Consider the following 23291-nt stretch of genomic DNA (forward strand, 5'->3'; position numbering starts at 1 on the left):
TGCCCGACGCAGTCAAGCGCCTGACGTTAACTCACTGATTTAACTGGCCTGTGACAGATACCCTAAGAAGCCAGAAATTTTATCCGCCGCGAGGCGAACCTCGTTTTGCAGGCGCTCGCGGTCGCTCTGTGGGATCTCCTCCGACGGCACCAGAATGCTGACCACCGCCGCCACGCGGCCGCTTCGGTCATACACCGGGTAGACGATGGAAGAGATGCCGTGGCGGAAGAAGGATTCGCCGATGACATACCCGCGGGCTTTGTCCTGCTGCACCATCTGCCACAGGGCTTCGCGGTCGTGAAGCTGCCCCGGCGTGTTGCCCGGCAGGCGCTCATGCGGGAACAGCTGTTCGAAATCAGCGCGGGAAATATCGGTCAACAGCATGCGGCCCAGCGAGGTGCAGTGCACCGGCAGACGGGTACCAATGCTGACCTGGTTGATACGCGACCCGGCGGCGCTGACGCGGGCGATATAGATAATGTCGCGCCCGTCGCGGATCGCCAGATGGCTGCTGCACTGGCTCACGTCGCGCAATTGCTCGATCACCGGCTGGCCGACCTGCGCCACGTCCAGCGAGGCGATGTACTCAAAGCCAAGACGCAGCACGTTCATGCCCAGCGAAAAGGTATTGGTGCGCGTGTTGCGCTCCAGAAATCCCATGTACTCCAGCGTCTGTACCACGCGATAGGCGGTGGCCTTCGGCATATCCACCAGCCGATGCAGTTCGGCAAAGGTCAGATCGCGATGCTGCTCGCCAAAGGCCAACAGCAGCTGTAAACCGCGCTCCAGCCCCGGCACCAGATACTTCACTTCCTGATCGTTTGCCATCATCGCCCTACCTTAGTTAAAGACAAAACCGCCGTTGACCGGGATCAGCTGTCCGGTGATGAACCGCGACAGATCGCTTAACAGCCAGACCACGCTGCCGGTGACGTCTTCCGGCTGCTGTGCCCCGGTTAACGCGCGGCCGTTTTCGTAGAGTTGATGCCGTTCGGCGGGGACATATTCCGTCGCCTCGACGCGGGTTAGCCCCGGCGCGATGGCGTTAATGCGTATACGCTTTTCACCCAGTTCGCGCGCCATTGAGCGAGTCATGGCAATCACGGCGCCCTTGCTGGCGACGTAGGCCATCAGGCGCGGCGCGCCCCACAGCGCGGTGTCGGACGCGACGTTCACGATGCCCGCCCCCTCGCGCAGCAGCGGCACCGCGGCGCGCGTCACCAGCCAGGTGCCTTTGACGTTGACGCTCATCACCCGATCCCAGAGATCCGGATCGTAATCGAGCATATTTTTGCCGCCGACGCCCGTCGCCATCGCCGCGTTGTTCACCAGACCGTCAATCTGCCCCTGCTCGCCAATCGCGCTGAACACCTGCTCAATGGACTGCGGATCGGCCAGATCGATAACGTGCGATTCGATCGCATATCCCCGCTCGCTCAGCCGGTGGGCGCTCTCGGCCAGCTCGCCTTTGAGGATGTCGCACATCACCACCGCCGCGCCCTGCTCCGCGCAGGTTTTGGCAAAGTGAAAGCCCAGCCCGCGCGCGGCGCCGGTTATGACGATGCGTTTACCGCTCAGCAGCCCGTTCATCAGGCGGCCCCCTGCTGTGCTTCACGCATCGCCAGCTGCTCTTTGGCGGCCTTTTGCATCATGCGACGCAGGCGCGAGAGGCCAACGTCGTGCTGATACAGGTATTCATGATCGCGGGCGTTTGGCGCCAGGCTCTCCAGCACCACGCGGTCCTGCTCCAGCACTTCCCAGTGCAGTTTTTCCAGCCGGTTGCGGTACATGAAGCGCCACATATCGCGCTGCCAGCCCTGCACCCGGCGAATGCGCCAGAAGAAGACGCGGCAGTTGTCGTTATCTTCCGGCACCACCATGCCGACGATAAAGAAGTGGCCGCCCGGCCCGAAACGCTTCTTGTACGGAATGGAGAGACGCATCCAGTAGGTGCCGCTGTTGCCCAGCTCCACCCAGTCGAAGTTGACGCCGCTCTGCCCTTTCTTCTCAAAGATAAAGCCGGTTTTGGTCGGCTGGAGCACCATGTCGGCCTTGCGATCCCCTTCCGCCATCGAGTGCGAGGAGGAGTGCAGATAGGTGCCGTGCATCGGGTCCATCACGTTTTCCAGCGCGTACTGGTAATTGCATTTCCACGCGGCGGTGCAGAGGAAGTTGCTGAAGCTGTCCGTGTCGGCGAGTTCATCCGGGAAGGTCAGTTCGTCCGGCTGCTGATCCGCGGTGACGCCAAACCAGAGGAAGATGGCGCCGTGCGCCTCCTGCACGTTATAGCTGCGCACGCACTGCTGGCCGACCAGCGGACATTTATCCACAGCGGGCACGTCTTTCACCTCGCCGTTGCCCGCCACCTCTACGCCGTGATACCAGCAGGCGATGCGGTCGCCGAGGTTCCAGCCCATCGACAGGCGCGCGCCGCGGTGCGGACAGCGGTCCTCCAGCGCCTGCACCTGGCCGTCTTTGTTGCGCCAGACCACAATCTGCTCGCCCAGGCGGGTGATGCCCACCGGCGCAGACTGCACTTCCCAGCTCGCCAGCACCGGATACCAGAGGCCGCGCAGGCCTTTATCCAGATAGTGTTGTACGGTCGTCGTCATCGCGTTGCCCTCAGTAGCCGTTAACCTGTAAGAATGCCTGGAAGCTGGCGTCGCTCCACGGCTCGCCCTGCTGGTCGTGCATGCGCACCGCGTTCAGCCCGTTTACCAGCTCCGGCAGGGTTTCAACGCCCTGTTCGAAGAGCTCTTCCAGCGTCGCAATCAGCTTCACCTCCCAGCTTTCCGGCTCACGGCTGCGGGTCTGCCAGATCAGGTTCTGGTACTCGCCCGGCTTGTGAATGGCGCCATTACCGCCCTCTGCCGGCGGGGTAAACTGGCGGCTTTCCGGCAGCGCCGGGTTGTAGTTCAGCGTGTCGCTCATGCCACGGTCTCCTCAACAAAGGTAATCTGAATCTGATTTTCAAAGACCCGAACCGGGTAACGGTTGAGGTTGCGTCCTCCGGGGCCGTGCAGACACTGGCCGGTTTTGACGTCGAACACCGCCTCGTGCAGCGGGCATTCCACCTTGCCGTCTTCTACGAAGCCCTGACTCAGCAGGGCATAGGCGTGGGGGCATACGTCTTCCAGCGCGTAATATTCACCGTCGATCAGGTAAACGCCGATCTCTTTCCCGTCGACGTTGCCGCTAAAAGGGAAATCTTCCTGTACTTGTTCTGCGTCACATACGCCTATCCAGCTCATCACGATCCTCCAGGCTTTTGTTTCATATATGAAACTCTGTTTCTTATTTAATACGGTCAATATAAAAGCGATGAATGTTTCGTCAAGCGACAATGTGACGAATTTGTTAATCGATCGGCAATTAATTAACTAAGTGTGCAAGGGATCACGAAAAAATGCAGCGATATGAAATTTTCATTATTACAGCGTGAGAAATACGTTTTTTTAATGGTCTCTTATTTTGAATAAAAGATATTGACTTCCTTTCTTTTTACTCTTTAAAAATAAATTAACGTCACCTCTTTCGCGTTTCACCGGTGAAACTCATTTTTAATTTATCTTTAATAAACAATGAGTTTCACAGGTGAATCATTTTAGCTCCGTGACAATCACATTGATGAAAAATATAAGTTACAAAAAACGTAAGGCGGACATGATGACGGCAAGATGGCAAGGCACGATTGCGCTTTTATTACTCATTATTATTTCGTACGTCGATCGGGTAAATATCTCGGTAATGATTTTAAACCCGGAATTTGCCGAACATTTTCAGTTAAATGAAAACAGAATGTTACAGGGTCTACTCATGACCTGCTTTCTTCTGGGTTATGGTTTTTCCGCTCTATTATTAACGTCGGTTATTGAAAGCAAACTTCATTATCGGCAGGGATTATTAAGCAGCATTGCGCTTTGGGCCGCGGTCTGCGCGGTTTCGCCTTTGTTAGGCTCGCTGACGGGAATGGTCATCGCCCGCGAAATAACCGGTGTTTGTCCACACCTTCACGCTGGCCTGGGGAATGTTGCTGCTGCGCATGCGGCGCGCAGCAGCAATCAGCGCGTAAGGCTTATTCGCCTTTTTTCGCTGCCTGGATGTAGAGCATTTCCAGCGCCAGGGTCGCCGCGGCCAGCGCGGTGATCTCGGACTGGTCATAGGCCGGAGCCACTTCCACCACGTCCATCCCGACAATGTTCAGATCCTTCAGGCCGCGCACCAGCTTGATGGCGCGGTCTGACGTCAGGCCGCCGATCACCGGCGTACCGGTACCCGGTGCGAATGCCGGATCCAGGCAGTCGATGTCGAAGGTCAGGTAGACAGGCATATCGCCGACGATCTGCTTAACCTGAGCCAGAATATCGTCCACGCCGCGATCGTTCACCTGGCCCGCGTCGAGTACGGTGAAGCCGTTGTCTTTGTCGAACTCGGTGCGGATGCCGATCTGCACGGAGTGGTTCGGATCGATCAGGCCTTCTTTCGGCGCGGTGTAGAACATGGTGCCGTGGTCGAATTCGCAGCCGTTCGCGTAGGTGTCGGTATGCGCGTCAAAGTGCACCAGCGCCATTTTACCGAAGTGCTTCGCGTGGGCGCGCAGCAGCGGCAGGGTCACGAAGTGGTCACCGCCGAAGGAGAGCATGCGTTTACCGGCCGCCAGCAGCTTCTCGGCGTGCGCCTGCAATTTTTCGCTCATTTCGCGCGCGTCACCGAAGGCGTACACCAGATCACCGCAGTCCACCACGTTCAGGCGCTCGCGCATGTCGAAGTTCCACGGGAAGCGGTTGTGCTCCCAGGCCAGGTTGGTGGAAACCTGACGGATTGCCGCCGGGCCATGACGTCCACCCGCACGACCGGACGCTGCCATGTCGAACGGTACGCCGGTGATCACCCAGTCAGCATCGCTGTCGTAAGGCTGGAAGTTCATCGGAAGGCGTAAAAAACCAAACGCGTTAGATACCAGAGAATTATCGTACTGATGACCTAAAGTGCTCATGTCCTGACCTCTTATAAAGTCGATACATTAAAAACAGATGAAAAAAAATCCCCTCCGCGTCGTTAAACCCGACGAGGAAGGGATTGATTCGTAAATCGCATAGTGGGGCGAATTATCGCCGTTAATTCATACGGGTTCAAGTGAGTATAGGGCATCGTGCGGTCTGATGCCCTCACCCCAACCCTCTCCCACCGGGAGAGGGAGGTTTTACTACTCGTCTTCCAGATACGTATACCCGTACAGACCCGCTTCAAACTCTTCCAGGAACTGCTGCTGCAAGGCATCGTCCAGACCGGTGTTTTTGACCTGATCGCGGAACTGGGTGAGCAGTTTTTTCGGATCCAGCTGAACGTATTCGAGCATATCCGCCACGGTGTCCCCTTCGTCGGACAGCTCAACCTCCACGCTGCCGTCAGGGAAGACAAACACATCAACCGCTTCGGTATCACCGAACAAGTTGTGCATGTTGCCGAGGATCTCCTGATACGCACCCACCATAAAGAAGCCCAGCATTGGCGGGTTCTCCGGATCGTACTCCGGCATTGGCATGGTCGTAGCGATACCGTCACCGTCGACGTAGTGGTCAATCGCGCCGTCTGAGTCACAGGTAATGTCCAGCAGCACCGCGCGGCGTTCCGGCGCATGATTCAACCCTTCCAGCGGCAGAACCGGGAACAGCTGGTCGATACCCCAGGCATCCGGCATCGACTGGAACAGGGAGAAGTTGACGTACATTTTGTCCGCCATACGTTCCTGCAACTCGTCGATAATCGGACGGTGTGCGCGGTTGCTCGGATCGAGCTGCTTCTGCACTTCATGGCACATGTTCAGATAGAGCTGCTCCGCCCACGCGCGTTCCTGCAGGCTAAAGGTGCCTGAAGAATAACCGACGTGAATGTCGTGCAGATCCATCTGGCTGTCGTGCAGCCATTCGCGCAGAGAACGACGCGTGCCCGGCTCGTGCATCTCCTGCCAGGTTTCCCACATGCTTTGCAGGGAACGTGGAGCATCGTCTGCCGGAGGCGTGGCTTCAGTGATTTCGCTGCGCTCAACGCCGATGATGTTAGAGACCAGCACCGTATGGTGCGCAGTGACCGCGCGGCCGGATTCGGTGATCACCGTCGGGTGCGGCAGGCCGTGCTCTTCGCAGGCATCGCCAATCGCCCAGATAATGTTGTTGGCGTATTCGTTCAGGCCGTAGTTGACCGAGCAGTCAGACTGCGAGCGTGTCCCTTCGTAATCCACGCCCAAGCCACCGCCCACGTCAAAGCACTGAATATTTACGCCAAGCTTGTGCAGCTCAACGTAGAAACGTGCCGATTCACGCACGCCGGTGGCAATGTCGCGAATGTTGGCCATCTGCGAGCCAAGGTGGAAGTGCAGCAGCTGAATGCTGTCCAGACGACCGCGCTCGCGCAGAATTTCCACCAGCTGAAGCACCTGGTTCGCCGCGAGGCCGAACTTGGATTTTTCACCGCCGGAAGACTGCCATTTACCGGAACCCTGCGACGCCAGTCGCGCACGCACACCAAGGCGTGGGATCACGTTCAGACGCTCGGCCTCTTCCAGCACGATCGCGATTTCGGTCATCTTCTCGATCACCAGATAGACCTTGTGGCCCATCTTCTCGCCAATCAGCGCCAGACGAATGTATTCGCGGTCTTTATAGCCGTTACAGACGATCACCGACCGGGTCATGCCCGCGTGCGCCAGAACCGCCATCAGCTCCGCTTTGGAGCCAGCTTCCAGGCCCAGCGGTTCGCCGGAGTGGATCAGGGACTCAATCACGCGACGGTGCTGGTTTACCTTGATCGGGTAAACGAGGAAATAGTCGCCGTTATAACCATACGATTCCCGCGCGCGTTTGAACGCGGCGTTAATAGAACGCAGGCGATGTTGCAGGATCTGCGGGAAGCAGAACAGTGCAGGCAAGCGCTGACCCTGTGCTTCACGGGCTTTCACCAGCTTAGCGAGATCCACGCGCGCTTCCGGGACGTCCGGATCCGGGCAGACACTGATGTGGCCCAGCTCGTTAACGTCGTAGTAGTTATTGCCCCACCAGGCAATATTGTAAGTGCGCAGCATCTTGCTGGCTTCCTGGGAGCTCATCGCAACCTCCTGCATAGAACGTAGTACACCCTGTTCGCCTGCTGACGAAGGCGAAAGCGAAGACATGTCGTCAGACATAGCGAACCTCAACTCTTTGTATTAAGTGTAAAACAGTTGACTACTATCGCAGCGTTATACGGCGATAACAACCCATTAACGGCTCCATTTCCCAGCAGAGTATGCTGAAATCCAGACCGTGCGACCGGTTTCTTATTCATATCATTGTAAAACACGTATCCGAACTCTGTATGACAAGGTTCGGCGAAACCACGAGAAAACTCCTGTATTAACAAGAGCGCCCTTGTTCAGTTTTCACAAAGCGTGACCGGCTCTGGAATCCTGAGAAGCACCGAGATGGGTATAACATCGGCAGGTGTTTAGACCAGAAGTGCGGGTGGGAATCAAATGCGCGCCAGAACGACTGCGCTGAATGAGCGGAAAACAATGGTTCATTATCTCGTATCACCTCCACGGCCGCCTCTGCTGAAACGGACCACAAGCCAAAGCTAAAAGTTCACTGCTTAACCCGGCTGGAAGTGGCGACACGATGTGTTCATCGAGCGCTTATTTTATATGAGCCGCGCGCCGCGTTTTATACCGAGAAGGTCGCTAAAAAGCAAAACAAAAATGCGCAGGTTGCCAGCGCCGTCAGGAAAAATTTCCAGCCGTGTTTTCAACGCAGTGAGAGGTGAGTCAAAAAAAACTGGAAATCGGGTGAAGAAGTGACCTAAAATAGACGTCCAGATGTTAATCCATCCATACCGATTAACACTCAGACTGCCAGTGTCAAAATCCTGCAGGCCTTGGTAGAATTATCTCCTTTGGCTATTCCACACAGCAGTTCGAGCTAACCAAATTCCTTTTAGGTGAAATAAAACATGGCAAAACACCTGTTTACGTCCGAGTCCGTATCAGAAGGACATCCTGATAAAATTGCTGACCAAATCTCCGATGCGGTGCTGGATGCGATCCTCGCGCAGGATCCAAAGGCGCGCGTAGCGTGTGAAACCTATGTCAAAACCGGCATGGTTCTGGTTGGCGGTGAGATCACCACCAGCGCATGGGTTGATATCGAAGAGATCACCCGTAACACGGTGCGTGAGATCGGTTATGTACATTCTGATATGGGCTTTGATGCCAACTCCTGCGCCGTACTGAGCGCTATCGGCAAACAGTCCCCGGACATCAACCAGGGCGTTGACCGTGCCGATCCGCTGGAACAGGGCGCGGGCGACCAGGGCCTGATGTTCGGCTACGCGACCAACGAAACCGACGTGCTGATGCCAGCGCCGGTGACTTACGCACACCGTCTGGTGCAGCGTCAGGCTGAAGTGCGTAAAAACGGCACCCTGCCGTGGCTGCGTCCGGATGCGAAAAGCCAGGTGACCTTCCAGTATGACGACGGGAAAATCGTCGGCATTGATGCCGTGGTTCTTTCCACGCAGCATGCTGAAGAGATTGACCAGAAATCCCTGCAGGAAGCGGTGATGGAAGAGATCATTAAGCCGGTTCTGCCAACTGAATGGCTGAGCTCTGCGACCAAATTCTTCATCAACCCAACCGGACGCTTCGTTATCGGCGGCCCAATGGGTGACTGCGGTCTGACCGGTCGTAAAATCATCGTAGATACCTACGGCGGCATGGCGCGCCACGGTGGCGGCGCGTTCTCCGGTAAAGACCCGTCTAAGGTGGACCGTTCTGCGGCGTACGCTGCACGTTATGTGGCGAAAAACATCGTTGCTGCGGGCCTGGCTGACCGCTGTGAAATTCAGGTTTCCTACGCCATCGGCGTGGCTGAGCCAACCTCCATCATGGTGGAAACCTTCGGTACTGAAAAAGTGCCTTCTGAACAGCTGACCCTGCTGGTGCGTGAGTTCTTCGACCTGCGTCCATACGGTCTGATTCAGATGCTGGATCTGCTGCACCCAATCTACCAGGAAACCGCAGCGTACGGTCACTTTGGTCGCGAACATTTCCCTTGGGAAAAAACCGACAAAGCCGCCCTGCTGCGTGATGCTGCCGGTCTGAAATAATCGACTGCCAGCAGCTTAAACAGGCCAGCCTTTGTGCTGGCCTTTTTTATGTCGGGTGGCGGCTATGCCTTACCCGACCTACGGGTAGTGAATTTTGGTAGGCCGGGTAAGGCGCAGCCGCCACCCGGCAATGTTTGGAACCGTTTACACCTCACTCTCTATACCCCGCTTTCAGAATATTCTCTTTGCATGATCGCATTTCTTCTGCTGTTACATTCCCTTTCAGTTAAGTCTGAAATTTGCGCAAACGCGATGCATATCAATTAATTTACCTCTATATTTTCAAAGCTTTAATTATTTTTACGGTTACAAACTAGTGTAACCGATTACACCGTTGTGATTTGACTCACATATTTTTATGAGCCGCTCACCTACTCTTAATATCGTAAAAACTGATAACCCAACTGGAGGGCATAATGCCTGACAATAATAAACAGGGGCGTACGTCCAATAAGGCAATGACGTTCTTCGTCTGCTTCCTCGCCGCTCTGGCAGGATTACTCTTTGGCCTGGATATTGGCGTAATTGCCGGTGCATTACCTTTCATCACCGATGAGTTCCAGATTAGCGCACACACTCAGGAATGGGTGGTCAGCTCCATGATGTTCGGTGCCGCCGTCGGCGCGGTCGGCAGCGGCTGGCTCTCCTTTAAGCTCGGGCGTAAAAAGAGCCTGATGATCGGCGCGATCCTGTTCGTTGCCGGCTCACTGTTCTCTGCCGCTGCGCCTAACGTTGAAGTGCTGATCCTCTCCCGCGTGCTGCTCGGTCTGGCAGTGGGCGTGGCGTCTTATACTGCCCCGCTGTACCTGTCTGAAATCGCACCGGAAAAAATCCGCGGCAGCATGATTTCCATGTACCAGCTGATGATCACCATCGGTATTCTGGGGGCTTATCTTTCCGATACCGCCTTCAGCTACAGCGGCGCTTGGCGCTGGATGCTGGGCGTCATCATCATTCCGGCCATTCTGCTGCTGATTGGTGTCTTCTTCCTGCCGGACAGCCCGCGCTGGTTCGCCGCCAAACGCCGCTTCCACGATGCCGAACGCGTGCTCTTACGCCTGCGTGATACCAGCGCCGAAGCCAAAAACGAGCTGGAAGAGATCCGCGAAAGCCTGAAGGTCAAACAGTCCGGCTGGGCGCTGTTCAAAGAGAACAGCAACTTCCGCCGCGCGGTGTTCCTCGGTGTGCTGTTACAGATCATGCAACAGTTCACCGGGATGAACGTCATCATGTATTACGCGCCGAAAATCTTCGAACTGGCGGGCTACACCAACACCACCGAACAGATGTGGGGCACCGTGATCGTCGGCCTGACCAACGTGCTGGCGACCTTTATCGCTATCGGTCTGGTGGACCGCTGGGGGCGTAAACCAACCCTGACGCTGGGCTTCCTGGTCATGGCCGTCGGGATGGGCGTGCTGGGTACCATGATGCACATGGGCATTCACTCCCCAACGGCACAGTACTTCGCCGTGGCGATGCTGCTGATGTTTATTATTGGGTTTGCGATGAGCGCCGGTCCGCTGATTTGGGTACTGTGTTCTGAGATCCAGCCGCTGAAAGGGCGTGATTTTGGTATCACCTGCTCTACCGCAACCAACTGGATTGCCAACATGATCGTCGGCGCAACGTTCCTGACCATGCTCAATACCCTGGGTAATGCCAATACCTTCTGGGTCTACGCCGGTCTGAACCTGTTCTTTATTGTTCTCACGATCTGGCTGGTTCCTGAAACCAAACATGTTTCACTGGAACACATTGAACGTAACCTGATGAAAGGTCGTCCTCTGCGCGAAATCGGCGCACACGACTGATCCTCCTGCGGGGAGGCGCCTCTTGCGCCTCCCCGCTTCCCGCTTTATGCTCTGCCCCTATGAAATCTCCCCGTCTCCCCATCGCCATTCAGCAAGCCGTTATGCGCAGCCTGCGGGAAAAACTCGCCCAGGCCAACCTGAAGCTCGGCCGCGATTATCCTGAACCGAAGCTGGTCTATCAGCAGCGTGGCACCGCGGCAGGCACCGCCTGGCTGGAATCGTATGAGATCCGCCTGAATCCGGTGTTGATGATGGAAAATCAGCAGGCGTTTATCGAAGAAGTGGTGCCGCACGAGCTGGCCCACCTTCTGGTGTGGAAACACTTTGGCCGCGTCGCGCCGCACGGCAAAGAGTGGAAATGGATGATGGAGGCGGTGCTCGGCGTTCCGGCTCGCCGCACCCACCAGTTCGAGCTGGAATCGGTACGCCGCAATACGTTTCCCTACCGCTGCCAGTGCCAGCAGCACCAGCTTACCGTCCGCCGTCACAACCGCGTGGCGCGCGGCGAGGCGACCTATCGCTGCGTTAAATGCGGCGAACCTCTGGTTGCGGAATAATCACTCGAACTTTCAGGAACTTTCCTGATCTGACTGATTGCATACGGGAACAACATTCGTTACGTTGCGGGCTCGTTTTGACACGGAGTGTAAGATGTCCCGTAATGTTTCTCTCGCGGTCGCTTTTCTGGCGACAGCGCTCTCCGGCCATGCTCTGGCCGACGGTATTCACAGTTTCTCTCAGGCAAAAACCGCGGGCGTAAAGATTAACGCCGACGTACCGGGTGATTTCTACTGCGGCTGTAAAATTAACTGGCAGGGTAAGAAAGGGGTCGTGGATCTGGGATCCTGCGGCTATAAGGTGCGCAAGAACGAGAATCGTGCCAGCCGAATCGAATGGGAACACGTTGTTCCGGCCTGGCAGTTTGGCCACCAGCGCCAGTGCTGGCAGGACGGTGGACGTAAAAATTGCGCAAAAGATCCGGTCTACCGCCAGATGGAAAGCGATATGCACAACCTGCAACCCGCCGTGGGTGAGGTCAATGGCGACCGCGGAAACTTCATGTACAGCCAGTGGAACGGTGGCGAAGGCCAGTACGGTCAGTGCGCCATGAAGGTCGATTTCAAAGAGAAAGTCGCCGAACCGCCTGCCCGCGCGCGCGGTAGCATCGCCCGCACTTATTTCTATATGCGCGACCGCTACGATCTCAACCTTTCCCGCCAGCAGACGCAGCTCTTCAATGCCTGGGACAAGCTCTACCCGGTGACGGACTGGGAATGCCAGCGCGACGAACGTATCGCAAAAGTCCAGGGGAATCACAACCCTTACGTCCAGCGGGCTTGCCAGGCGCAAAAGAGCTAACCTACACTACGGCAATTCGCTTATATCGCATGACACATGGAATTTCTGACTATGCGCATCCCTCGCATCTATCACCCTGAACTGATTACCCCAGGCGGCGAAATCGCCCTGTCTGATGATGCCGCAAACCACGTAGGCCGCGTGCTGCGCATGGGCGCAGGCCAGGCGATTCAGCTCTTTGACGGCTCTAATCAGATTTTTGACGCTGAAATTACGCGCGCCGATAAAAAAAGCGTGCACGTGAAGGTGCTGCGTGGCGATGTGGACGACCGGGAATCCCCGCTGCACATTCACCTTGGCCAGGTGATGTCGCGCGGGGAAAAGATGGAGTTCACCATTCAGAAATCCATTGAACTGGGTGTAAGCCTCATTACGCCACTTTTTTCTGAGCGCTGCGGCGTTAAACTGGATGCGGAACGTCTGAACAAAAAGATCCAGCAGTGGCAGAAAATTGCCATTGCAGCCTGTGAACAGAGTGGCCGCAACCGCATCCCGGAGATCCGCCCGGCGATGGATCTGGAGGACTGGTGTGCAGAAGAGGAAAGCGGGCTTAAGCTTAATCTTCATCCGCGCGCCAGCGCCAGCATCAATACGCTGCCGCTGCCCGTTGAGCGCGTACGCCTGCTGATTGGCCCGGAAGGCGGCCTGTCGGCTGACGAAATCGCCATGACGGCGCGTTACCAGTTTACTGATATTCTGTTGGGACCTCGCGTTCTGCGCACTGAGACAACGGCACTCACCGCCATTACCGCCCTACAGGTGCGATTTGGCGATCTGGGTTGAAGCAAAGCCTGACCCATAACCGGAGAAGAACATGATTAAGCTCGGCATCGTGATGGACCCCATCGCAAACATTAACATTAAGAAAGATTCCAGCTTCGCTATGCTGCTGGAAGCGCAGCGTCGCGGCTATGAACTCCACTATATGGAGATGAACGATCTGTACCTGATCAACGGTGAAGCCCGCGCACGTACCCGCATCGTTAACGTCGAGCAGAACTACGAAAAATGGTACGAATTCGGCACCGAGCAGGATATTGCCCTGGCCGACCTTAACGTCATCCTGATGCGTAAAGATCCGCCGTTCGACACCGAATACATTTACTCCACCTATATCCTTGAGCGTGCCGAAGAGAAAGGCACGCTGATCGTCAATAAGCCGCAGAGCCTGCGCGACTGCAACGAGAAGCTCTATACCGCATGGTTCTCTGACCTGACGCCGGAAACGCTGGTCACCCGCAGCAAAACGCAGCTGAAAGAATTCTGGCAGAAGCACGGCGACATCATCATGAAGCCGCTGGACGGCATGGGCGGCGCATCGATCTTCCGCGTGAAAGAGGGCGACCCGAACATTGGCGTAATTGCCGAAACGCTGACCGAGCTGGGGACCCGCTACTGCATGGCGCAAAACTATCTGCCGGCCATTAAAGACGGTGACAAGCGTGTGCTGGTTGTAGACGGCGAGCCGGTGCCTTACTGCCTGGCGCGTATCCCGCAGGGTGGTGAAACCCGTGGCAACCTGGCGGCCGGAGGTCGTGGCGAACCGCGTCCGTTAAGCGAAAGCGACTGGGAAATTGCCCGCCGTGTCGGCCCTACGCTGAAAGCCAAAGGCCTGATCTTCGTTGGCCTCGATATTATCGGCGATCGTCTGACCGAAGTGAACGTCACCAGCCCGACCTGCATTCGTGAGATCGAAGCGGAATTCCCGATCTCGATCACCGGAATGCTGATGGACGCTATCGAAAAACGTTTACAGAAATAACCTGTGACAGCGCCTGTGTTTATCCCCATACTGGGCGCTGTCGCTTTTTAAACCAGGAAACAGTACCTCTGACAATGAATTTACAGCATCACTTTCTTATTGCCATGCCTGCTCTCCAGGATCCGATTTTCCGCCGCGCCGTGGTCTATATTTGCGAATACAACGAAGACGGCGCAATGGGGATTATCATCAATAAGCCGCTGGAAAACCTTCAGGTCGAAGGCATTCTGGACAAGCTGAAAATCCCTGCTGAAGCGCGGCTGCCGGAAATCCGTCTTGATAAACCGGTGATGCTCGGCGGACCGCTTGCAGAAGATCGTGGCTTTATCCTGCATACCCCGCCGGTTTTCTCGTCCAGCATTCGTATCTCCGATAACACCGTCGTCACCACCTCTCGCGATGTGCTCGAAACACTGGGCACGGCAAATCAGCCTTCTGAGGTGCTGGTTGCGCTCGGCTACGCTTCCTGGGAAAAAGGGCAGCTGGAACAAGAAATTCTGGACAACGCCTGGCTGACGGCCCCTGCGGATATGAATATCCTGTTTAAAACCCCTATCGCCGATCGCTGGCGTGACGCGGCAAAACTGATTGGCATTGATATTCTGACCATGCCTGGCGTTGCGGGGCACGCGTAATGAGCGGCACCCTTCTCGCCTTTGACTTCGGCACCAAAAGCATCGGCGTCGCTGTGGGTCAACGGATCACCGGCACCGCCCGCCCGCTCACGGCGCTGAAAGCTAACGACGGCACGCCGGACTGGAACCTTATTGAGCGCTTGCTCAAAGAGTGGCAGCCGGACGACGTGATTGTCGGTCTGCCGTTGAACATGGACGGCACCGAGCAACCGCTTACCGCCCGCGCACGCAAGTTCGCGAACAAAATTCATGGCCGCTTTGGTGTCTCCGTTAAGCTGCACGATGAACGTTTGAGCACCGTCGAGGCACGCGCTGGCCTGTTCGAGCACGGTGGCTTCCGGGCGTTGAACAAAGGCAGCGTGGATTCAGCTTCAGCCGTCATTATCCTCGAAAGCTATTTCGAACAGGGTTACTGAGCGCCGGGGCCTACAGCCGCCCCTGCGCCCGTCGCTCCGCCAGACTCTGCTCAAAGTTCTGCATCCCCGCCTGCTGCCCCGTTTGAATAATGCCCGGCAGTTGCCAGGTTTTGCCTTCGCGGATCAGGTTTGCCGCCGCCGACGTATTCACCAGTAGCTCATACAGCGCCACGCGCCCGCCCTGGACATCCTGACGCAGCTTCTGCGCCAGTACCGCACGCAGGCTTCCCGCCAGCTGATTACGAACCGGATCTTTCTCCTGCGCCGGGAAGGTATCGACCAGTCGCTCGATCGCCTGCGCCGCACCGCGCGTGTGCAGCGTGGCCAACACCAGATGGCCAGTCTCAGCCGCCGTCAACGCCAGGCGTATCGTCTCGCTGTCGCGCAGCTCACCAAGCAGAATCACATCCGGATCTTCACGCAGCGCACTGCGCAGGGCCTCGGCAAAGGACGGGCTATGCTGGCCTATCTCCCGCTGCCGGATGAGGCAACGTTCACTCTGGTACATAAACTCCACCGGATCTTCCAGGGTCAGAATGTGCCCGTCCGTATGGTGATTGAGAAAATCGACCATCGCGGCCAGGGTGGTCGATTTCCCGCTGCCGGTGGCGCCGGTGACCAGAATCAGGCCATTGTCATTGGACAAAAGCTCCGGGATCGCGCGCGGCACGCCTAGCGCAGAGAGCTGCGGACACGTCAGCGGCAACAGGCGTAGCGCGATCGAAACGCCGTGCATATGCTTAAACGCACTGCCGCGCAGCCGCTGACCGCCTGTGAGGGTAACGGCAAAATCTACCTGCCCGTTTGCCCACCAGGCACCCTGCTGCTCGTCGTTGAGCCACGCTTTTAATAACGCCTCCACATCGGGGGGCGGAAACGGCGCAGGTTCAAGACGGCCTGACCTGCGCCAGCGCGGTGGTGAATCACTGCACAGGTGTAGATCGGAGACGTTATGCTTTACACTAAGGGCCACAATTTCTTCCACATCCATAGACAACTCCTCGGAAAATGAACGACATTGCGCATAACCTGGCACAGGTCCGGGACAAAATCTCAGCCGCGGCAACGCGTTGCGGCCGTGCTTCAGAAGAAATTACGTTGCTTGCAGTCAGCAAGACCAAGCCTGCGAGCGCCATCGCAGAAGCGATAGCCGCCGGTCATCGTGCCTTTGGTGAAAACTATGTGCAGGAAGGCGTAGATAAGATTCGCGCTTTCCGGGAGCGGGGAAATACAGACCTGCAGTGGCACTTTATCGGTCCGCTACAGTCGAACAAAAGCCGTCTGGTAGCAGAGCACTTCGACTGGTGTCACACCATCGATCGTCTGCGTATCGCTACCCGTTTGAGCGACCAGCGCCCTATGGAGATGCCAGCGCTTAACGTGCTGATTCAAATCAACATCAGTGATGAAAACAGCAAGTCCGGCATTACGCTGAGCGAACTGGATGCGCTGGCGGCGGACGTGGCGGCGCTGCCGCGCTTAACCCTGCGCGGACTGATGGCCATTCCGGCACCAGAGTCAAGTTATGAAAGGCAGTTTGCCGTAGCACAGCAAATGGCTGTAGCATTTGAGGCGCTTAAAGCGCGCTATGACACGGTAGACACGCTTTCTCTGGGCATGTCGGATGATATGGAAGCCGCCATCGCGGCAGGCAGCACCATGGTGCGCATCGGCACAGCAATTTTCGGTGCGCGCGATTACACCCAATAATAAGGAAACCTGAGGAACGCCATGAAGACGTTGACTTTCCTGCTTTCAACGGTCATTGAACTGTATACGATGGCGCTGCTACTGCGCGTCTGGATGCAGTGGGCCCGTTGTGATTTTTACAATCCATTCTCACAATTTATCGTGAAAATCACGCAGCCCATTGTGGGGCCGCTTCGCCGCATCATTCCGGCAATGGGGCCGATTGACAGTTCATCTCTGCTGATGGCGTTTATTCTGAGCGTTATCAAAGCGATCGTACTGTTTATGGTCATCACTTTCCAGCCGATTATCTGGATTTCAGCCGTTCTGATCCTGGTTAAAACCGTCGGCTCGCTGATCTTCTGGGTCCTGCTGGTGATGGCGATTATGAGCTGGGTAAGCCGGGGCCGTAGCCCGGTGGAGTACGCGTTGATTCAGCTGACTGAACCGTTACTGCGTCCGATCCGAAGCCTGCTGCCTGCGATGGGCGGAATCGACTTCTCCCCGATGCTTCTCGTTTTGCTGCTGTACGTGCTGAATATGGGTATCGCGGAACTGTTACAGGCGACGGGTAATATGCTGCTGCCGGGGCTGTGGATGGCGTTATGAGTGCAGTTAGCCCCTGCGCCGACGGGCTGGTTTTACGGCTGTACATTCAGCCGAAAGCCAGCCGCGACAGCATTGTTGGGCTGCATGGCGACGAGCTAAAAGTCGCCATCACTGCCCCGCCCGTTGACGGCCAGGCGAATGCGCATCTGACTAAATATCTGGCAAAACAGTTTCGCGTCGCTAAAAGCCAGGTCATCATTGAGAAAGGTGAACTTGGCCGGCATAAACAGGTAAAAATCCTTAACCCGCAATCTATCCCGACAGAAGTCGCGGCTCTGACAAAACAGGACTAAACCATGCAGAAAGTTGTTCTCGCCACCGGAAACGCCGGTAAAGTGCGCGAGCTGGCCTCGCTATTACATGATTTTGGGCTGGACGTGGTGGCTCAGACCGAGCTGGGCGTGGACTCCGCCGAAGAAACCGGCCTGACGTTTATCGAAAACGCCATTCTGAAAGCGCGCCATGCGGCGCAGATCACCGGGCTGCCCGCGATTGCCGATGACTCCGGTCTGGCCGTGGATTTTCTGGGCGGTGCGCCGGGGATTTACTCCGCCCGCTATTCCGGGGTAGACGCCACCGACCAGCAGAACCTGGAAAAGCTGCTTGTGGCCCTGAACGACGTCCCTGGCGAACAGCGTACCGCGCAGTTCCACTGCGTGCTGGTCTACATGCGTCACGCGGAAGATCCCACGCCGATTGTCTGTCACGGCAGCTGGCCGGGCGTGATCACCCGTGAAGCGGCGGGCAACGGCGGCTTTGGTTACGACCCGATTTTCTTTGTCCCGACCGAGGGCAAAACCGCTGCGGAACTCACCCGCGAAGAGAAAAGCGCGATCTCCCACCGTGGACGCGCCCTGAAACTGTTACTGGAAGCACTGCGTAATGGCTAATTTGCCGCCTCTGAGTCTTTATATTCACATCCCATGGTGCGTGCAGAAATGCCCGTACTGCGATTTCAACTCGCACGCGCTGAAGGGCGAAGTGCCGCACGATGATTACGTCGCGCATCTGCTGGCCGATCTGGATGCCGATGTACCGTACGCACAGGGACGTGAAGTGAAGACCATTTTTATTGGTGGCGGTACGCCGAGCCTGCTTTCAGGCCCGGCGATGCAGACGCTGCTGGACGGTGTGCGCGCACGCCTGAACCTGGCAGCGGATGCTGAAATTACGATGGAAGCCAACCCGGGCACCGTTGAGGCCGACCGTTTTGTCGAGTATCAGCGCGCGGGCGTGAACCGTATCTCCATCGGCGTGCAGAGCTTTAGCGAGCCAAAGCTGAAGCGTCTGGGGCGCATTCACGGCCCGGAAGAGGCAAAGCGCGCGGCGAACCTGGCAACGGGGCTTGGGCTGCGCAGTTTTAACCTCGATTTGATGCACGGCCTGCCGGATCAGTCGCTGGAAGAAGCGCTGGACGATTTGCGTCAGGCAATTGAACTGAACCCGCCGCATCTGTCGTGGTATCAGTTGACCATTGAACCGAACACCCTGTTTGGTTCCCGTCCTCCGGTGCTGCCGGACGATGACGCGCTGTGGGATATCTTCGAGCAGGGCCACCAGCTTTTGACCGCGGCGGGGTATCAGCAATACGAAACCTCGGCGTATGCGAAGCCGGGCTATCAGTGTCAGCACAACCTGAACTACTGGCGCTTTGGTGATTATCTGGGGATTGGCTGCGGGGCACACGGCAAAGTGACCTTCCCGGACGGGCGCATTCTGCGCACTGCAAAAACGCGTCATCCGCGCGGGTTTATGGAAGGCCGCTACCTGGAGCGTCAGCATGACGTCGAGGCGGTGGATAAGCCGTTTGAGTTCTTTATGAACCGCTTCCGTCTGCTGGAAGCCGCACCGCGCGCGGAGTTTGCGCTCTACACCGGGTTGTCAGAGTCGGTGATTCGTCCGCAGATTGACGAGGCGTTGGCGCAGGGATATCTGACCGAGTGTAATGAGTACTGGCAGATCACCGAGCACGGTAAGCTGTTCCTAAACTCCCTTCTTGAGCTGTTCCTCGCTGAAAATCCTGAAGGCTGATTCAGGATTTTACATCCCGTTCTGCTGGTTGAGGGAAAGGCTGGCAGAGTGTGAGGATGGAAATTACTCGTTCTTATGCAAAACAGCTCAGACGTGAGCTGACAAAAGAAGAAAGGCGGCTTTGGTATCTACTGCGCAGCCGCCGTTTCGAAAATTATAAATTTCGTCGACAGCATCCGGTAGGTAATTACATTCTGGATTTCGCCTGCTGCGCGGCTCGTCTGGCTGTTGAGCTGGATGGCGGGCAACATGATGAGAATCAGGAATACGATCGTCAAAGGACGCTCTGGCTAAATCGAAAGGGCTGGTACGTCATTCGTTTCTGGAACAACGAACTCTGGGATAACGAAGAGGTGGTGTTAGAAAAGATCCTTGAAACACTGCAAATGCTGCAACCCTCACCCCGGCCCTCTCCCTGAAAGGGAGAGGGAGCAAACCATCCCCTCGCCCCTTTGGGGAGAGGGTTAGGGTGAGGGGTGAAGTAAATTACTTCAGCGTCCCCACCAGCGCCTTCCGGCTGTCTTCCAGGGACACCACGCGTTTACACACGTCTTTGCCGAACTGCTGGAAATCGGCTTCCTGATTCTTCCACTCGTTCTGAATCGAGGTTTGCAGTCCGCCCAGGCTACCCAGTACACCCTGCAACGGATTACCGCCGCCTTTCAGCACCGCTTTGGCGCCCATCTCGTTGATGCTGTCCTGGAGAATGCCGCCCATCGCCTGGTTCACCAGCTGCTGACCGTCGGCTCGCACCTGATCGATCGCCTTATAGTGGAACGTCAGGCCATCAGAGCGCGTCTCAATAATGCGGTTCATCTGTTCTTTCAGCTGTTTATCCAGCTTCGTCAGGCGGGTGCGCATATTGCTGCTCTCCCCCACCTCTTTGGTGATGATTTTATCCAGCGCCACGCGGCCCTTCTCAACGCGGGTCAGCGCGCCATCGTTTATCCATGGCAGCGCGGTACGCAACTCGGCCTGGTAGTCCATCGCCTGCTCGCGCTGGGCGGCCGTCAGGTTTTGCTGTTTGCCGTTAAACGTCACGTTGCCATCCGGCGTGATCACCAGATTGCCATTCTCGCCTTTAACCTGCACGGTTTGCGGGCTTAATACCACGTCGTCACGCGGGGTGACGCTACATTTATACTCCGCATGGGCGGTGGTTCCGATTGCCAGTAAAGCAACCGCCAGCAACGTTTTACGCATCTTCAACACTCCCTCAGACAAAATGGGCCAGCTAATGCTGGCCCCGTTCTTGCTTTATTAGTCCCACCAAACGTCGAAAAGTTCGCTGACGCGGACATCTTCCAGTTTGTGGTCTTCAAGCCATTTGCGTACCAGCGCCTGATGTTCTTCGGTGCATTTCCCCACTTCCTGGGTGCAAATCAGACCTTCCCACGCCAGATAGCCGCTACCGTCGAAGGCCAGCTTGTTGGGTTCGATCACCTCGTTGATGAACGCATCAACGTCCTGATCGATCTGCTCAACGCTGGTGCCTTCCGGGAAACGCCAGGCAACGGAGAAACCCACTTCCTGGAATTCTTCGATGTGCATCTTTTTACGCAGACGACGGCTACGATTCTTTGCCATTATTTCACCCTCTCGAACATTAAGTCCCATACGCCGTGACCAAGACGATGGCCACGCTGTTCAAATTTTGTCACCGGACGTGAATCCGGACGCGGTACGTAGTCGTTGCTTTCAGACTGGTTTTTATACCCGTCCAGCGACGACATCACTTCCAGCATGTGTTCCGCATAAGGTTCCCAGTCGGTCGCCATGTGGAAGACGCCGCCCAGCTTAAGCTTACTTTTCACCAGCTCGGCAAACGGTGCCTGAACGATACGGCGTTTATTATGACGCGCTTTGTGCCACGGGTCAGGGAAAAAGAGCTGAACCATGTTCAAAGAATTGTCAGGAATCATTTTATGCAGCACTTCCACCGCGTCGTGACACATAACGCGCAGGTTCTCAACGCCCTCTTCATGGGCCGTTGCCAGACACGCACCGACGCCCGGCGAGTGTACTTCGATACCGAGGAAGTTCTGCTCCGGTCGCGCTTTCGCCATAGTGACCAGCGAGGTGCCCATGCCAAAACCGATCTCCAGCGTCACTGGCGCATCGCGGCCAAACAGCTCGGTAAAGTCGAGCGGCTGCTCGCTGAACTCAACGCCCATCACCGGCCAGTAGTTGTCCAGCGCGTGTTGCTGCCCTTTTGTCAGGCGGCCCTGACGGCGGACAAAGCTGCGAATACGGCGCAGCGGGCGACCGTTTTCATCAAATTCCGGTGAAATGACGTCGTTTTTCATAAAAGAGTTGTCTGCTTGTGAGAGTGTACGGGAAACGGGCATTATCCAAAGTTAAGGCTTCTATGCAAGCATGGGAAAGATCCGGTTTACAGCAGATTGACGCTGTGCTGCAATCTGCCTCCCTGATTAAGCGAATCGATGACCATGCAAGCCTCTCAATTTTCAGCCCAGGTGCTGGACTGGTACGACAAATACGGGCGTAAAACCCTGCCCTGGCAAAATGAAAAAACGCCTTACAAAGTATGGCTCTCCGAGGTGATGTTGCAACAAACGCAGGTCGCGACGGTCATTCCTTACTTCGAGCGTTTTATGGCGCGCTTCCCGACAATCACCGATCTGGCCAACGCGCCGTTAGACGAGGTACTGCACTTGTGGACAGGCCTCGGCTATTACGCCCGCGCGCGCAACCTGCACAAAGCCGCACAGCAGGTCGCCACCCGCCACAACGGTAAATTCCCGGAGACCTTTGACGAGGTGGCGGATTTGCCCGGCGTCGGGCGTTCAACCGCAGGCGCAATTCTCTCCCTGTCTTTAGGCAAGCATTTCCCTATTCTCGACGGCAACGTCAAGCGCGTGCTGGCACGCTGCTACGCCGTAGAAGGCTGGCCGGGCAAGAAAGAGGTTGAGAAGCGCCTGTGGGAGATCAGTGAAGCGGTCACTCCGGCGAAAGGGGTGGAACGTTTTAACCAGGCGATGATGGATCTGGGCGCGATGGTCTGCACCCGTTCAAAACCGAAGTGCGAACTCTGCCCGGTAAATAACCTCTGCGTGGCCTATGCGAACCACTCCTGGGCGCAGTATCCGGGGAAAAAACCGAAGCAGACGCTGCCTGAACGCACCGGGTACATGCTGCTGATGCAGCATGGCGACGAGGTGTTTCTCGCCCAGCGCCCGCCGAGTGGCCTGTGGGGTGGTCTATACTGCTTCCCACAGTTTGAGGATGAAGCTTCGCTTCGGGCATGGCTTGAACAGCGCGGCATTGCGGCCGATACCCTGACGCAACTCAACGCGTTCCGTCATACCTTCAGCCATTTCCATCTGGATATTGTGCCTATGTGGCTTCCCGTGTCCTCATTCACCTCCTGCATGGATGAAGGCACCGCTCTCTGGTATAACTTAGCGCAACCGCCATCAGTCGGGCTGGCGGCTCCCGTGGAGCGCCTGTTACAGCAATTACGTGTCGGTGCAATGGTTTAGCATCGGCAAGACAAAGAGGAATGAGTATGGCCAGAACCATTTTTTGTACTTTCCTGCAGCGCGACGCTGAAGGCCAGGATTTCCAGCTCTACCCGGGCGACCTGGGTAAACGCATTTACAACGAGATCTCCAAAGAAGCCTGGGGACAGTGGCAGAAAAAACAGACCATGCTGATCAACGAGAAAAAGCTCAGCATGATGAACCCGGAACACCGCAAGCTGCTGGAGCAGGAGATGGTGAACTTCCTGTTCGAGGGTAAAGACGTCCACATCGAAGGCTATACGCCACCGGAAAAATAATACTCTGCGGCTGCTGCCCGGCGGCGCTGCGCTTGC

General features: G+C 56.4%; 28 protein-coding genes and 1 pseudogene. 17 read left to right on the forward strand and 12 right to left on the reverse strand.

Going from position 1 to position 23291, the window contains the following annotated elements:
• Positions 1 to 39 precede the first annotated feature (39 nt).
• From INF86_RS09240 to INF86_RS09260, 5 genes are read right to left on the reverse strand one after another with little or no spacing between them, the layout of a single operon-like run.
• Positions 40 to 828 carry an IclR family transcriptional regulator gene (locus INF86_RS09240; RefSeq protein ID WP_003860053.1) on the reverse strand — a complete coding sequence of 263 codons (789 nt, stop codon included), beginning with the start codon at positions 826 to 828 and terminating at the stop codon, positions 40 to 42.
• A gap of 12 nt (positions 829 to 840) precedes the next feature.
• Entirely contained in the window at positions 841 to 1590 is a 750-nt protein-coding gene (locus INF86_RS09245; RefSeq protein WP_063163574.1) for an SDR family oxidoreductase, read from the reverse strand.
• A complete protein-coding gene (locus INF86_RS09250; RefSeq protein ID WP_193543448.1) occupies positions 1590 to 2612 on the reverse strand; it encodes an aromatic ring-hydroxylating dioxygenase subunit alpha in 1023 nt (340 codons plus the stop codon). Before INF86_RS09250 ends, INF86_RS09245 begins: the two co-directional genes overlap by 1 nt.
• 10 nt (positions 2613 to 2622) lie before the next feature.
• Positions 2623 to 2931, reverse strand: a complete 309-nt coding sequence (locus INF86_RS09255; protein WP_022649346.1) for a recombinase-like helix-turn-helix domain-containing protein — start codon at positions 2929 to 2931, stop codon at positions 2623 to 2625.
• Positions 2928 to 3251, reverse strand: coding sequence for a non-heme iron oxygenase ferredoxin subunit (locus INF86_RS09260; protein ID WP_003860044.1), 324 nt, complete (start codon positions 3249 to 3251; stop codon positions 2928 to 2930). The genes INF86_RS09255 and INF86_RS09260 overlap by 4 nt, the downstream gene beginning before the upstream one ends.
• A gap of 415 nt (positions 3252 to 3666) precedes the next feature.
• Between INF86_RS09260 and INF86_RS09265 the strand changes: the two are divergent.
• Positions 3667 to 3999: pseudogene (locus tag INF86_RS09265) on the forward strand (MFS transporter); the annotation flags it as partial.
• Positions 4000 to 4075: 76 nt separating this feature from the next.
• Here the strand turns inward: INF86_RS09265 and speB are convergent.
• From speB to yqgB, 3 genes are all read right to left on the reverse strand, one after another.
• Entirely contained in the window at positions 4076 to 4996 is a 921-nt protein-coding gene (speB, locus tag INF86_RS09270; protein ID WP_193543449.1) for an agmatinase, read from the reverse strand.
• A 210-nt stretch (positions 4997 to 5206) separates the two neighbouring features.
• Positions 5207 to 7183: a biosynthetic arginine decarboxylase gene (gene speA, locus INF86_RS09275; RefSeq protein WP_022649348.1), complete on the reverse strand. Its 1977-nt coding sequence runs from the start codon at positions 7181 to 7183 to the stop codon at positions 5207 to 5209.
• 8 nt (positions 7184 to 7191) lie between these two features.
• Positions 7192 to 7323: an acid stress response protein YqgB gene (gene yqgB, locus INF86_RS09280; RefSeq protein ID WP_057979949.1), complete on the reverse strand. Its 132-nt coding sequence runs from the start codon at positions 7321 to 7323 to the stop codon at positions 7192 to 7194.
• Between the two features lie 660 nt (positions 7324 to 7983).
• On the opposite strand from yqgB, the gene metK reads away from it, so the two are divergent.
• From metK to ruvX, 8 genes are all read left to right on the forward strand, one after another.
• Positions 7984 to 9138 carry a methionine adenosyltransferase gene (gene metK, locus INF86_RS09290; protein WP_003860037.1) on the forward strand — a complete coding sequence of 385 codons (1155 nt, stop codon included), beginning with the start codon at positions 7984 to 7986 and terminating at the stop codon, positions 9136 to 9138.
• Positions 9139 to 9554: 416 nt separating this feature from the next.
• A complete protein-coding gene (gene galP / locus INF86_RS09295) occupies positions 9555 to 10952 on the forward strand; it encodes a galactose/proton symporter (RefSeq protein WP_023298566.1) in 1398 nt (465 codons plus the stop codon).
• 59 nt (positions 10953 to 11011) lie between these two features.
• Positions 11012 to 11509 (forward strand): SprT family zinc-dependent metalloprotease, encoded by a 498-nt coding sequence (locus tag INF86_RS09300; protein ID WP_193543450.1) that lies wholly within the window; start codon positions 11012 to 11014, stop codon positions 11507 to 11509.
• Between the two features lie 94 nt (positions 11510 to 11603).
• A complete protein-coding gene (gene endA / locus INF86_RS09305) occupies positions 11604 to 12311 on the forward strand; it encodes a deoxyribonuclease I (RefSeq protein ID WP_003860034.1) in 708 nt (235 codons plus the stop codon).
• A gap of 51 nt (positions 12312 to 12362) precedes the next feature.
• Positions 12363 to 13094, forward strand: a complete 732-nt coding sequence (gene rsmE / locus INF86_RS09310) for a 16S rRNA (uracil(1498)-N(3))-methyltransferase (RefSeq protein ID WP_003860033.1) — start codon at positions 12363 to 12365, stop codon at positions 13092 to 13094.
• Positions 13095 to 13125: 31 nt separating this feature from the next.
• Positions 13126 to 14073, forward strand: coding sequence for a glutathione synthase (gshB, locus tag INF86_RS09315; protein ID WP_003860032.1), 948 nt, complete (start codon positions 13126 to 13128; stop codon positions 14071 to 14073).
• Between the two features lie 74 nt (positions 14074 to 14147).
• Entirely contained in the window at positions 14148 to 14708 is a 561-nt protein-coding gene (locus INF86_RS09320) for a YqgE/AlgH family protein (RefSeq protein WP_022649353.1), read from the forward strand.
• Positions 14708 to 15124, forward strand: a complete 417-nt coding sequence (gene ruvX, locus INF86_RS09325) for a Holliday junction resolvase RuvX (RefSeq protein WP_006811925.1) — start codon at positions 14708 to 14710, stop codon at positions 15122 to 15124. The genes INF86_RS09320 and ruvX overlap by 1 nt, the downstream gene beginning before the upstream one ends.
• Positions 15125 to 15134: 10 nt before the next feature.
• Here ruvX and INF86_RS09330 read toward each other — a convergent pair whose 3' ends face one another.
• Entirely contained in the window at positions 15135 to 16115 is a 981-nt protein-coding gene (locus INF86_RS09330) for a type IV pilus twitching motility protein PilT (RefSeq protein ID WP_022649354.1), read from the reverse strand.
• Positions 16116 to 16132: 17 nt separating this feature from the next.
• On the opposite strand from INF86_RS09330, the gene INF86_RS09335 reads away from it, so the two are divergent.
• Genes INF86_RS09335 through INF86_RS09360 form a run of 6 tightly spaced genes read left to right on the forward strand, consistent with a single transcriptional unit; the run spans position 16133 to position 19872 of the window.
• Entirely contained in the window at positions 16133 to 16834 is a 702-nt protein-coding gene (locus tag INF86_RS09335) for a YggS family pyridoxal phosphate-dependent enzyme (protein ID WP_023298569.1), read from the forward strand.
• A 21-nt stretch (positions 16835 to 16855) separates the two neighbouring features.
• Complete coding sequence (locus INF86_RS09340; protein WP_003860024.1) at positions 16856 to 17422, forward strand: YggT family protein; 567 nt, start codon at positions 16856 to 16858, stop codon at positions 17420 to 17422.
• Positions 17419 to 17715, forward strand: a complete 297-nt coding sequence (gene yggU, locus INF86_RS09345) for a DUF167 family protein YggU (protein ID WP_022649356.1) — start codon at positions 17419 to 17421, stop codon at positions 17713 to 17715. Before INF86_RS09340 ends, yggU begins: the two co-directional genes overlap by 4 nt.
• A gap of 3 nt (positions 17716 to 17718) precedes the next feature.
• On the forward strand, positions 17719 to 18312 hold the full coding sequence (locus INF86_RS09350) for an XTP/dITP diphosphatase (protein ID WP_193543451.1): 594 nt from the start codon (positions 17719 to 17721) through the stop codon (positions 18310 to 18312).
• Positions 18305 to 19453, forward strand: coding sequence for a radical SAM family heme chaperone HemW (gene hemW, locus INF86_RS09355; protein ID WP_038416710.1), 1149 nt, complete (start codon positions 18305 to 18307; stop codon positions 19451 to 19453). The genes INF86_RS09350 and hemW overlap by 8 nt, the downstream gene beginning before the upstream one ends.
• Positions 19454 to 19509: 56 nt before the next feature.
• Positions 19510 to 19872, forward strand: a complete 363-nt coding sequence (locus tag INF86_RS09360) for an endonuclease domain-containing protein (RefSeq protein ID WP_023306916.1) — start codon at positions 19510 to 19512, stop codon at positions 19870 to 19872.
• A 67-nt stretch (positions 19873 to 19939) separates the two neighbouring features.
• Here INF86_RS09360 and INF86_RS09365 read toward each other — a convergent pair whose 3' ends face one another.
• Genes INF86_RS09365 through trmB form a run of 3 tightly spaced genes read right to left on the reverse strand, consistent with a single transcriptional unit; the run spans position 19940 to position 21759 of the window.
• Complete coding sequence (locus tag INF86_RS09365; RefSeq protein ID WP_022649360.1) at positions 19940 to 20656, reverse strand: DUF2884 domain-containing protein; 717 nt, start codon at positions 20654 to 20656, stop codon at positions 19940 to 19942.
• A 57-nt stretch (positions 20657 to 20713) separates the two neighbouring features.
• Positions 20714 to 21040, reverse strand: a complete 327-nt coding sequence (locus INF86_RS09370; protein WP_003862421.1) for a YggL family protein — start codon at positions 21038 to 21040, stop codon at positions 20714 to 20716.
• A complete protein-coding gene (gene trmB, locus INF86_RS09375) occupies positions 21040 to 21759 on the reverse strand; it encodes a tRNA (guanosine(46)-N7)-methyltransferase TrmB (protein ID WP_022649361.1) in 720 nt (239 codons plus the stop codon). Before trmB ends, INF86_RS09370 begins: the two co-directional genes overlap by 1 nt.
• 144 nt (positions 21760 to 21903) lie before the next feature.
• Here trmB and mutY point away from each other — a divergent pair, with 144 nt between their 5' ends.
• Together mutY and INF86_RS09385 are read left to right on the forward strand one after the other, a co-directional pair.
• Positions 21904 to 22956 carry an A/G-specific adenine glycosylase gene (mutY, locus tag INF86_RS09380; RefSeq protein ID WP_193543452.1) on the forward strand — a complete coding sequence of 351 codons (1053 nt, stop codon included), beginning with the start codon at positions 21904 to 21906 and terminating at the stop codon, positions 22954 to 22956.
• Positions 22957 to 22982: 26 nt separating this feature from the next.
• Positions 22983 to 23255, forward strand: a complete 273-nt coding sequence (locus INF86_RS09385; protein WP_003862425.1) for an oxidative damage protection protein — start codon at positions 22983 to 22985, stop codon at positions 23253 to 23255.
• The last annotated feature ends 36 nt before the right edge of the window (positions 23256 to 23291 follow it).

Origin of the sequence: Enterobacter cloacae complex sp. I1M (genome assembly GCF_014982425.1) — a bacterium.
Taxonomy (GTDB): domain Bacteria; phylum Pseudomonadota; class Gammaproteobacteria; order Enterobacterales; family Enterobacteriaceae; genus Enterobacter; species Enterobacter intestinihominis.

Excerpts from the sequence above, each read along its gene's own strand:
- INF86_RS09240 (WP_003860053.1), bottom strand. The coding sequence starts at position 828 with ATGGCAAACGATCAGGAAGTGAAGTATCTGGTGCCGGGGCTGGAGCGC.
- INF86_RS09245 (WP_063163574.1), bottom strand. The coding sequence starts at position 1,590 with ATGAACGGGCTGCTGAGCGGTAAACGCATCGTCATAACCGGCGCCGCG.
- INF86_RS09250 (WP_193543448.1), bottom strand. The coding sequence starts at position 2,612 with ATGACGACGACCGTACAACACTATCTGGATAAAGGCCTGCGCGGCCTC.
- INF86_RS09255 (WP_022649346.1), bottom strand. The coding sequence starts at position 2,931 with ATGAGCGACACGCTGAACTACAACCCGGCGCTGCCGGAAAGCCGCCAG.
- INF86_RS09260 (WP_003860044.1), bottom strand. The coding sequence starts at position 3,251 with ATGAGCTGGATAGGCGTATGTGACGCAGAACAAGTACAGGAAGATTTC.
- speB (WP_193543449.1), bottom strand. The coding sequence starts at position 4,996 with ATGAGCACTTTAGGTCATCAGTACGATAATTCTCTGGTATCTAACGCG.
- speA (WP_022649348.1), bottom strand. The coding sequence starts at position 7,183 with ATGTCTGACGACATGTCTTCGCTTTCGCCTTCGTCAGCAGGCGAACAG.
- yqgB (WP_057979949.1), bottom strand. The coding sequence starts at position 7,323 with ATGAATAAGAAACCGGTCGCACGGTCTGGATTTCAGCATACTCTGCTG.
- metK (WP_003860037.1), top strand. The coding sequence starts at position 7,984 with ATGGCAAAACACCTGTTTACGTCCGAGTCCGTATCAGAAGGACATCCT.
- galP (WP_023298566.1), top strand. The coding sequence starts at position 9,555 with ATGCCTGACAATAATAAACAGGGGCGTACGTCCAATAAGGCAATGACG.
- INF86_RS09300 (WP_193543450.1), top strand. The coding sequence starts at position 11,012 with ATGAAATCTCCCCGTCTCCCCATCGCCATTCAGCAAGCCGTTATGCGC.
- endA (WP_003860034.1), top strand. The coding sequence starts at position 11,604 with ATGTCCCGTAATGTTTCTCTCGCGGTCGCTTTTCTGGCGACAGCGCTC.
- rsmE (WP_003860033.1), top strand. The coding sequence starts at position 12,363 with ATGCGCATCCCTCGCATCTATCACCCTGAACTGATTACCCCAGGCGGC.
- gshB (WP_003860032.1), top strand. The coding sequence starts at position 13,126 with ATGATTAAGCTCGGCATCGTGATGGACCCCATCGCAAACATTAACATT.
- INF86_RS09320 (WP_022649353.1), top strand. The coding sequence starts at position 14,148 with ATGAATTTACAGCATCACTTTCTTATTGCCATGCCTGCTCTCCAGGAT.
- ruvX (WP_006811925.1), top strand. The coding sequence starts at position 14,708 with ATGAGCGGCACCCTTCTCGCCTTTGACTTCGGCACCAAAAGCATCGGC.
- INF86_RS09330 (WP_022649354.1), bottom strand. The coding sequence starts at position 16,115 with ATGGATGTGGAAGAAATTGTGGCCCTTAGTGTAAAGCATAACGTCTCC.
- INF86_RS09335 (WP_023298569.1), top strand. The coding sequence starts at position 16,133 with ATGAACGACATTGCGCATAACCTGGCACAGGTCCGGGACAAAATCTCA.
- INF86_RS09340 (WP_003860024.1), top strand. The coding sequence starts at position 16,856 with ATGAAGACGTTGACTTTCCTGCTTTCAACGGTCATTGAACTGTATACG.
- yggU (WP_022649356.1), top strand. The coding sequence starts at position 17,419 with ATGAGTGCAGTTAGCCCCTGCGCCGACGGGCTGGTTTTACGGCTGTAC.
- INF86_RS09350 (WP_193543451.1), top strand. The coding sequence starts at position 17,719 with ATGCAGAAAGTTGTTCTCGCCACCGGAAACGCCGGTAAAGTGCGCGAG.
- hemW (WP_038416710.1), top strand. The coding sequence starts at position 18,305 with ATGGCTAATTTGCCGCCTCTGAGTCTTTATATTCACATCCCATGGTGC.
- INF86_RS09360 (WP_023306916.1), top strand. The coding sequence starts at position 19,510 with ATGGAAATTACTCGTTCTTATGCAAAACAGCTCAGACGTGAGCTGACA.
- INF86_RS09365 (WP_022649360.1), bottom strand. The coding sequence starts at position 20,656 with ATGCGTAAAACGTTGCTGGCGGTTGCTTTACTGGCAATCGGAACCACC.
- INF86_RS09370 (WP_003862421.1), bottom strand. The coding sequence starts at position 21,040 with ATGGCAAAGAATCGTAGCCGTCGTCTGCGTAAAAAGATGCACATCGAA.
- trmB (WP_022649361.1), bottom strand. The coding sequence starts at position 21,759 with ATGAAAAACGACGTCATTTCACCGGAATTTGATGAAAACGGTCGCCCG.
- mutY (WP_193543452.1), top strand. The coding sequence starts at position 21,904 with ATGCAAGCCTCTCAATTTTCAGCCCAGGTGCTGGACTGGTACGACAAA.
- INF86_RS09385 (WP_003862425.1), top strand. The coding sequence starts at position 22,983 with ATGGCCAGAACCATTTTTTGTACTTTCCTGCAGCGCGACGCTGAAGGC.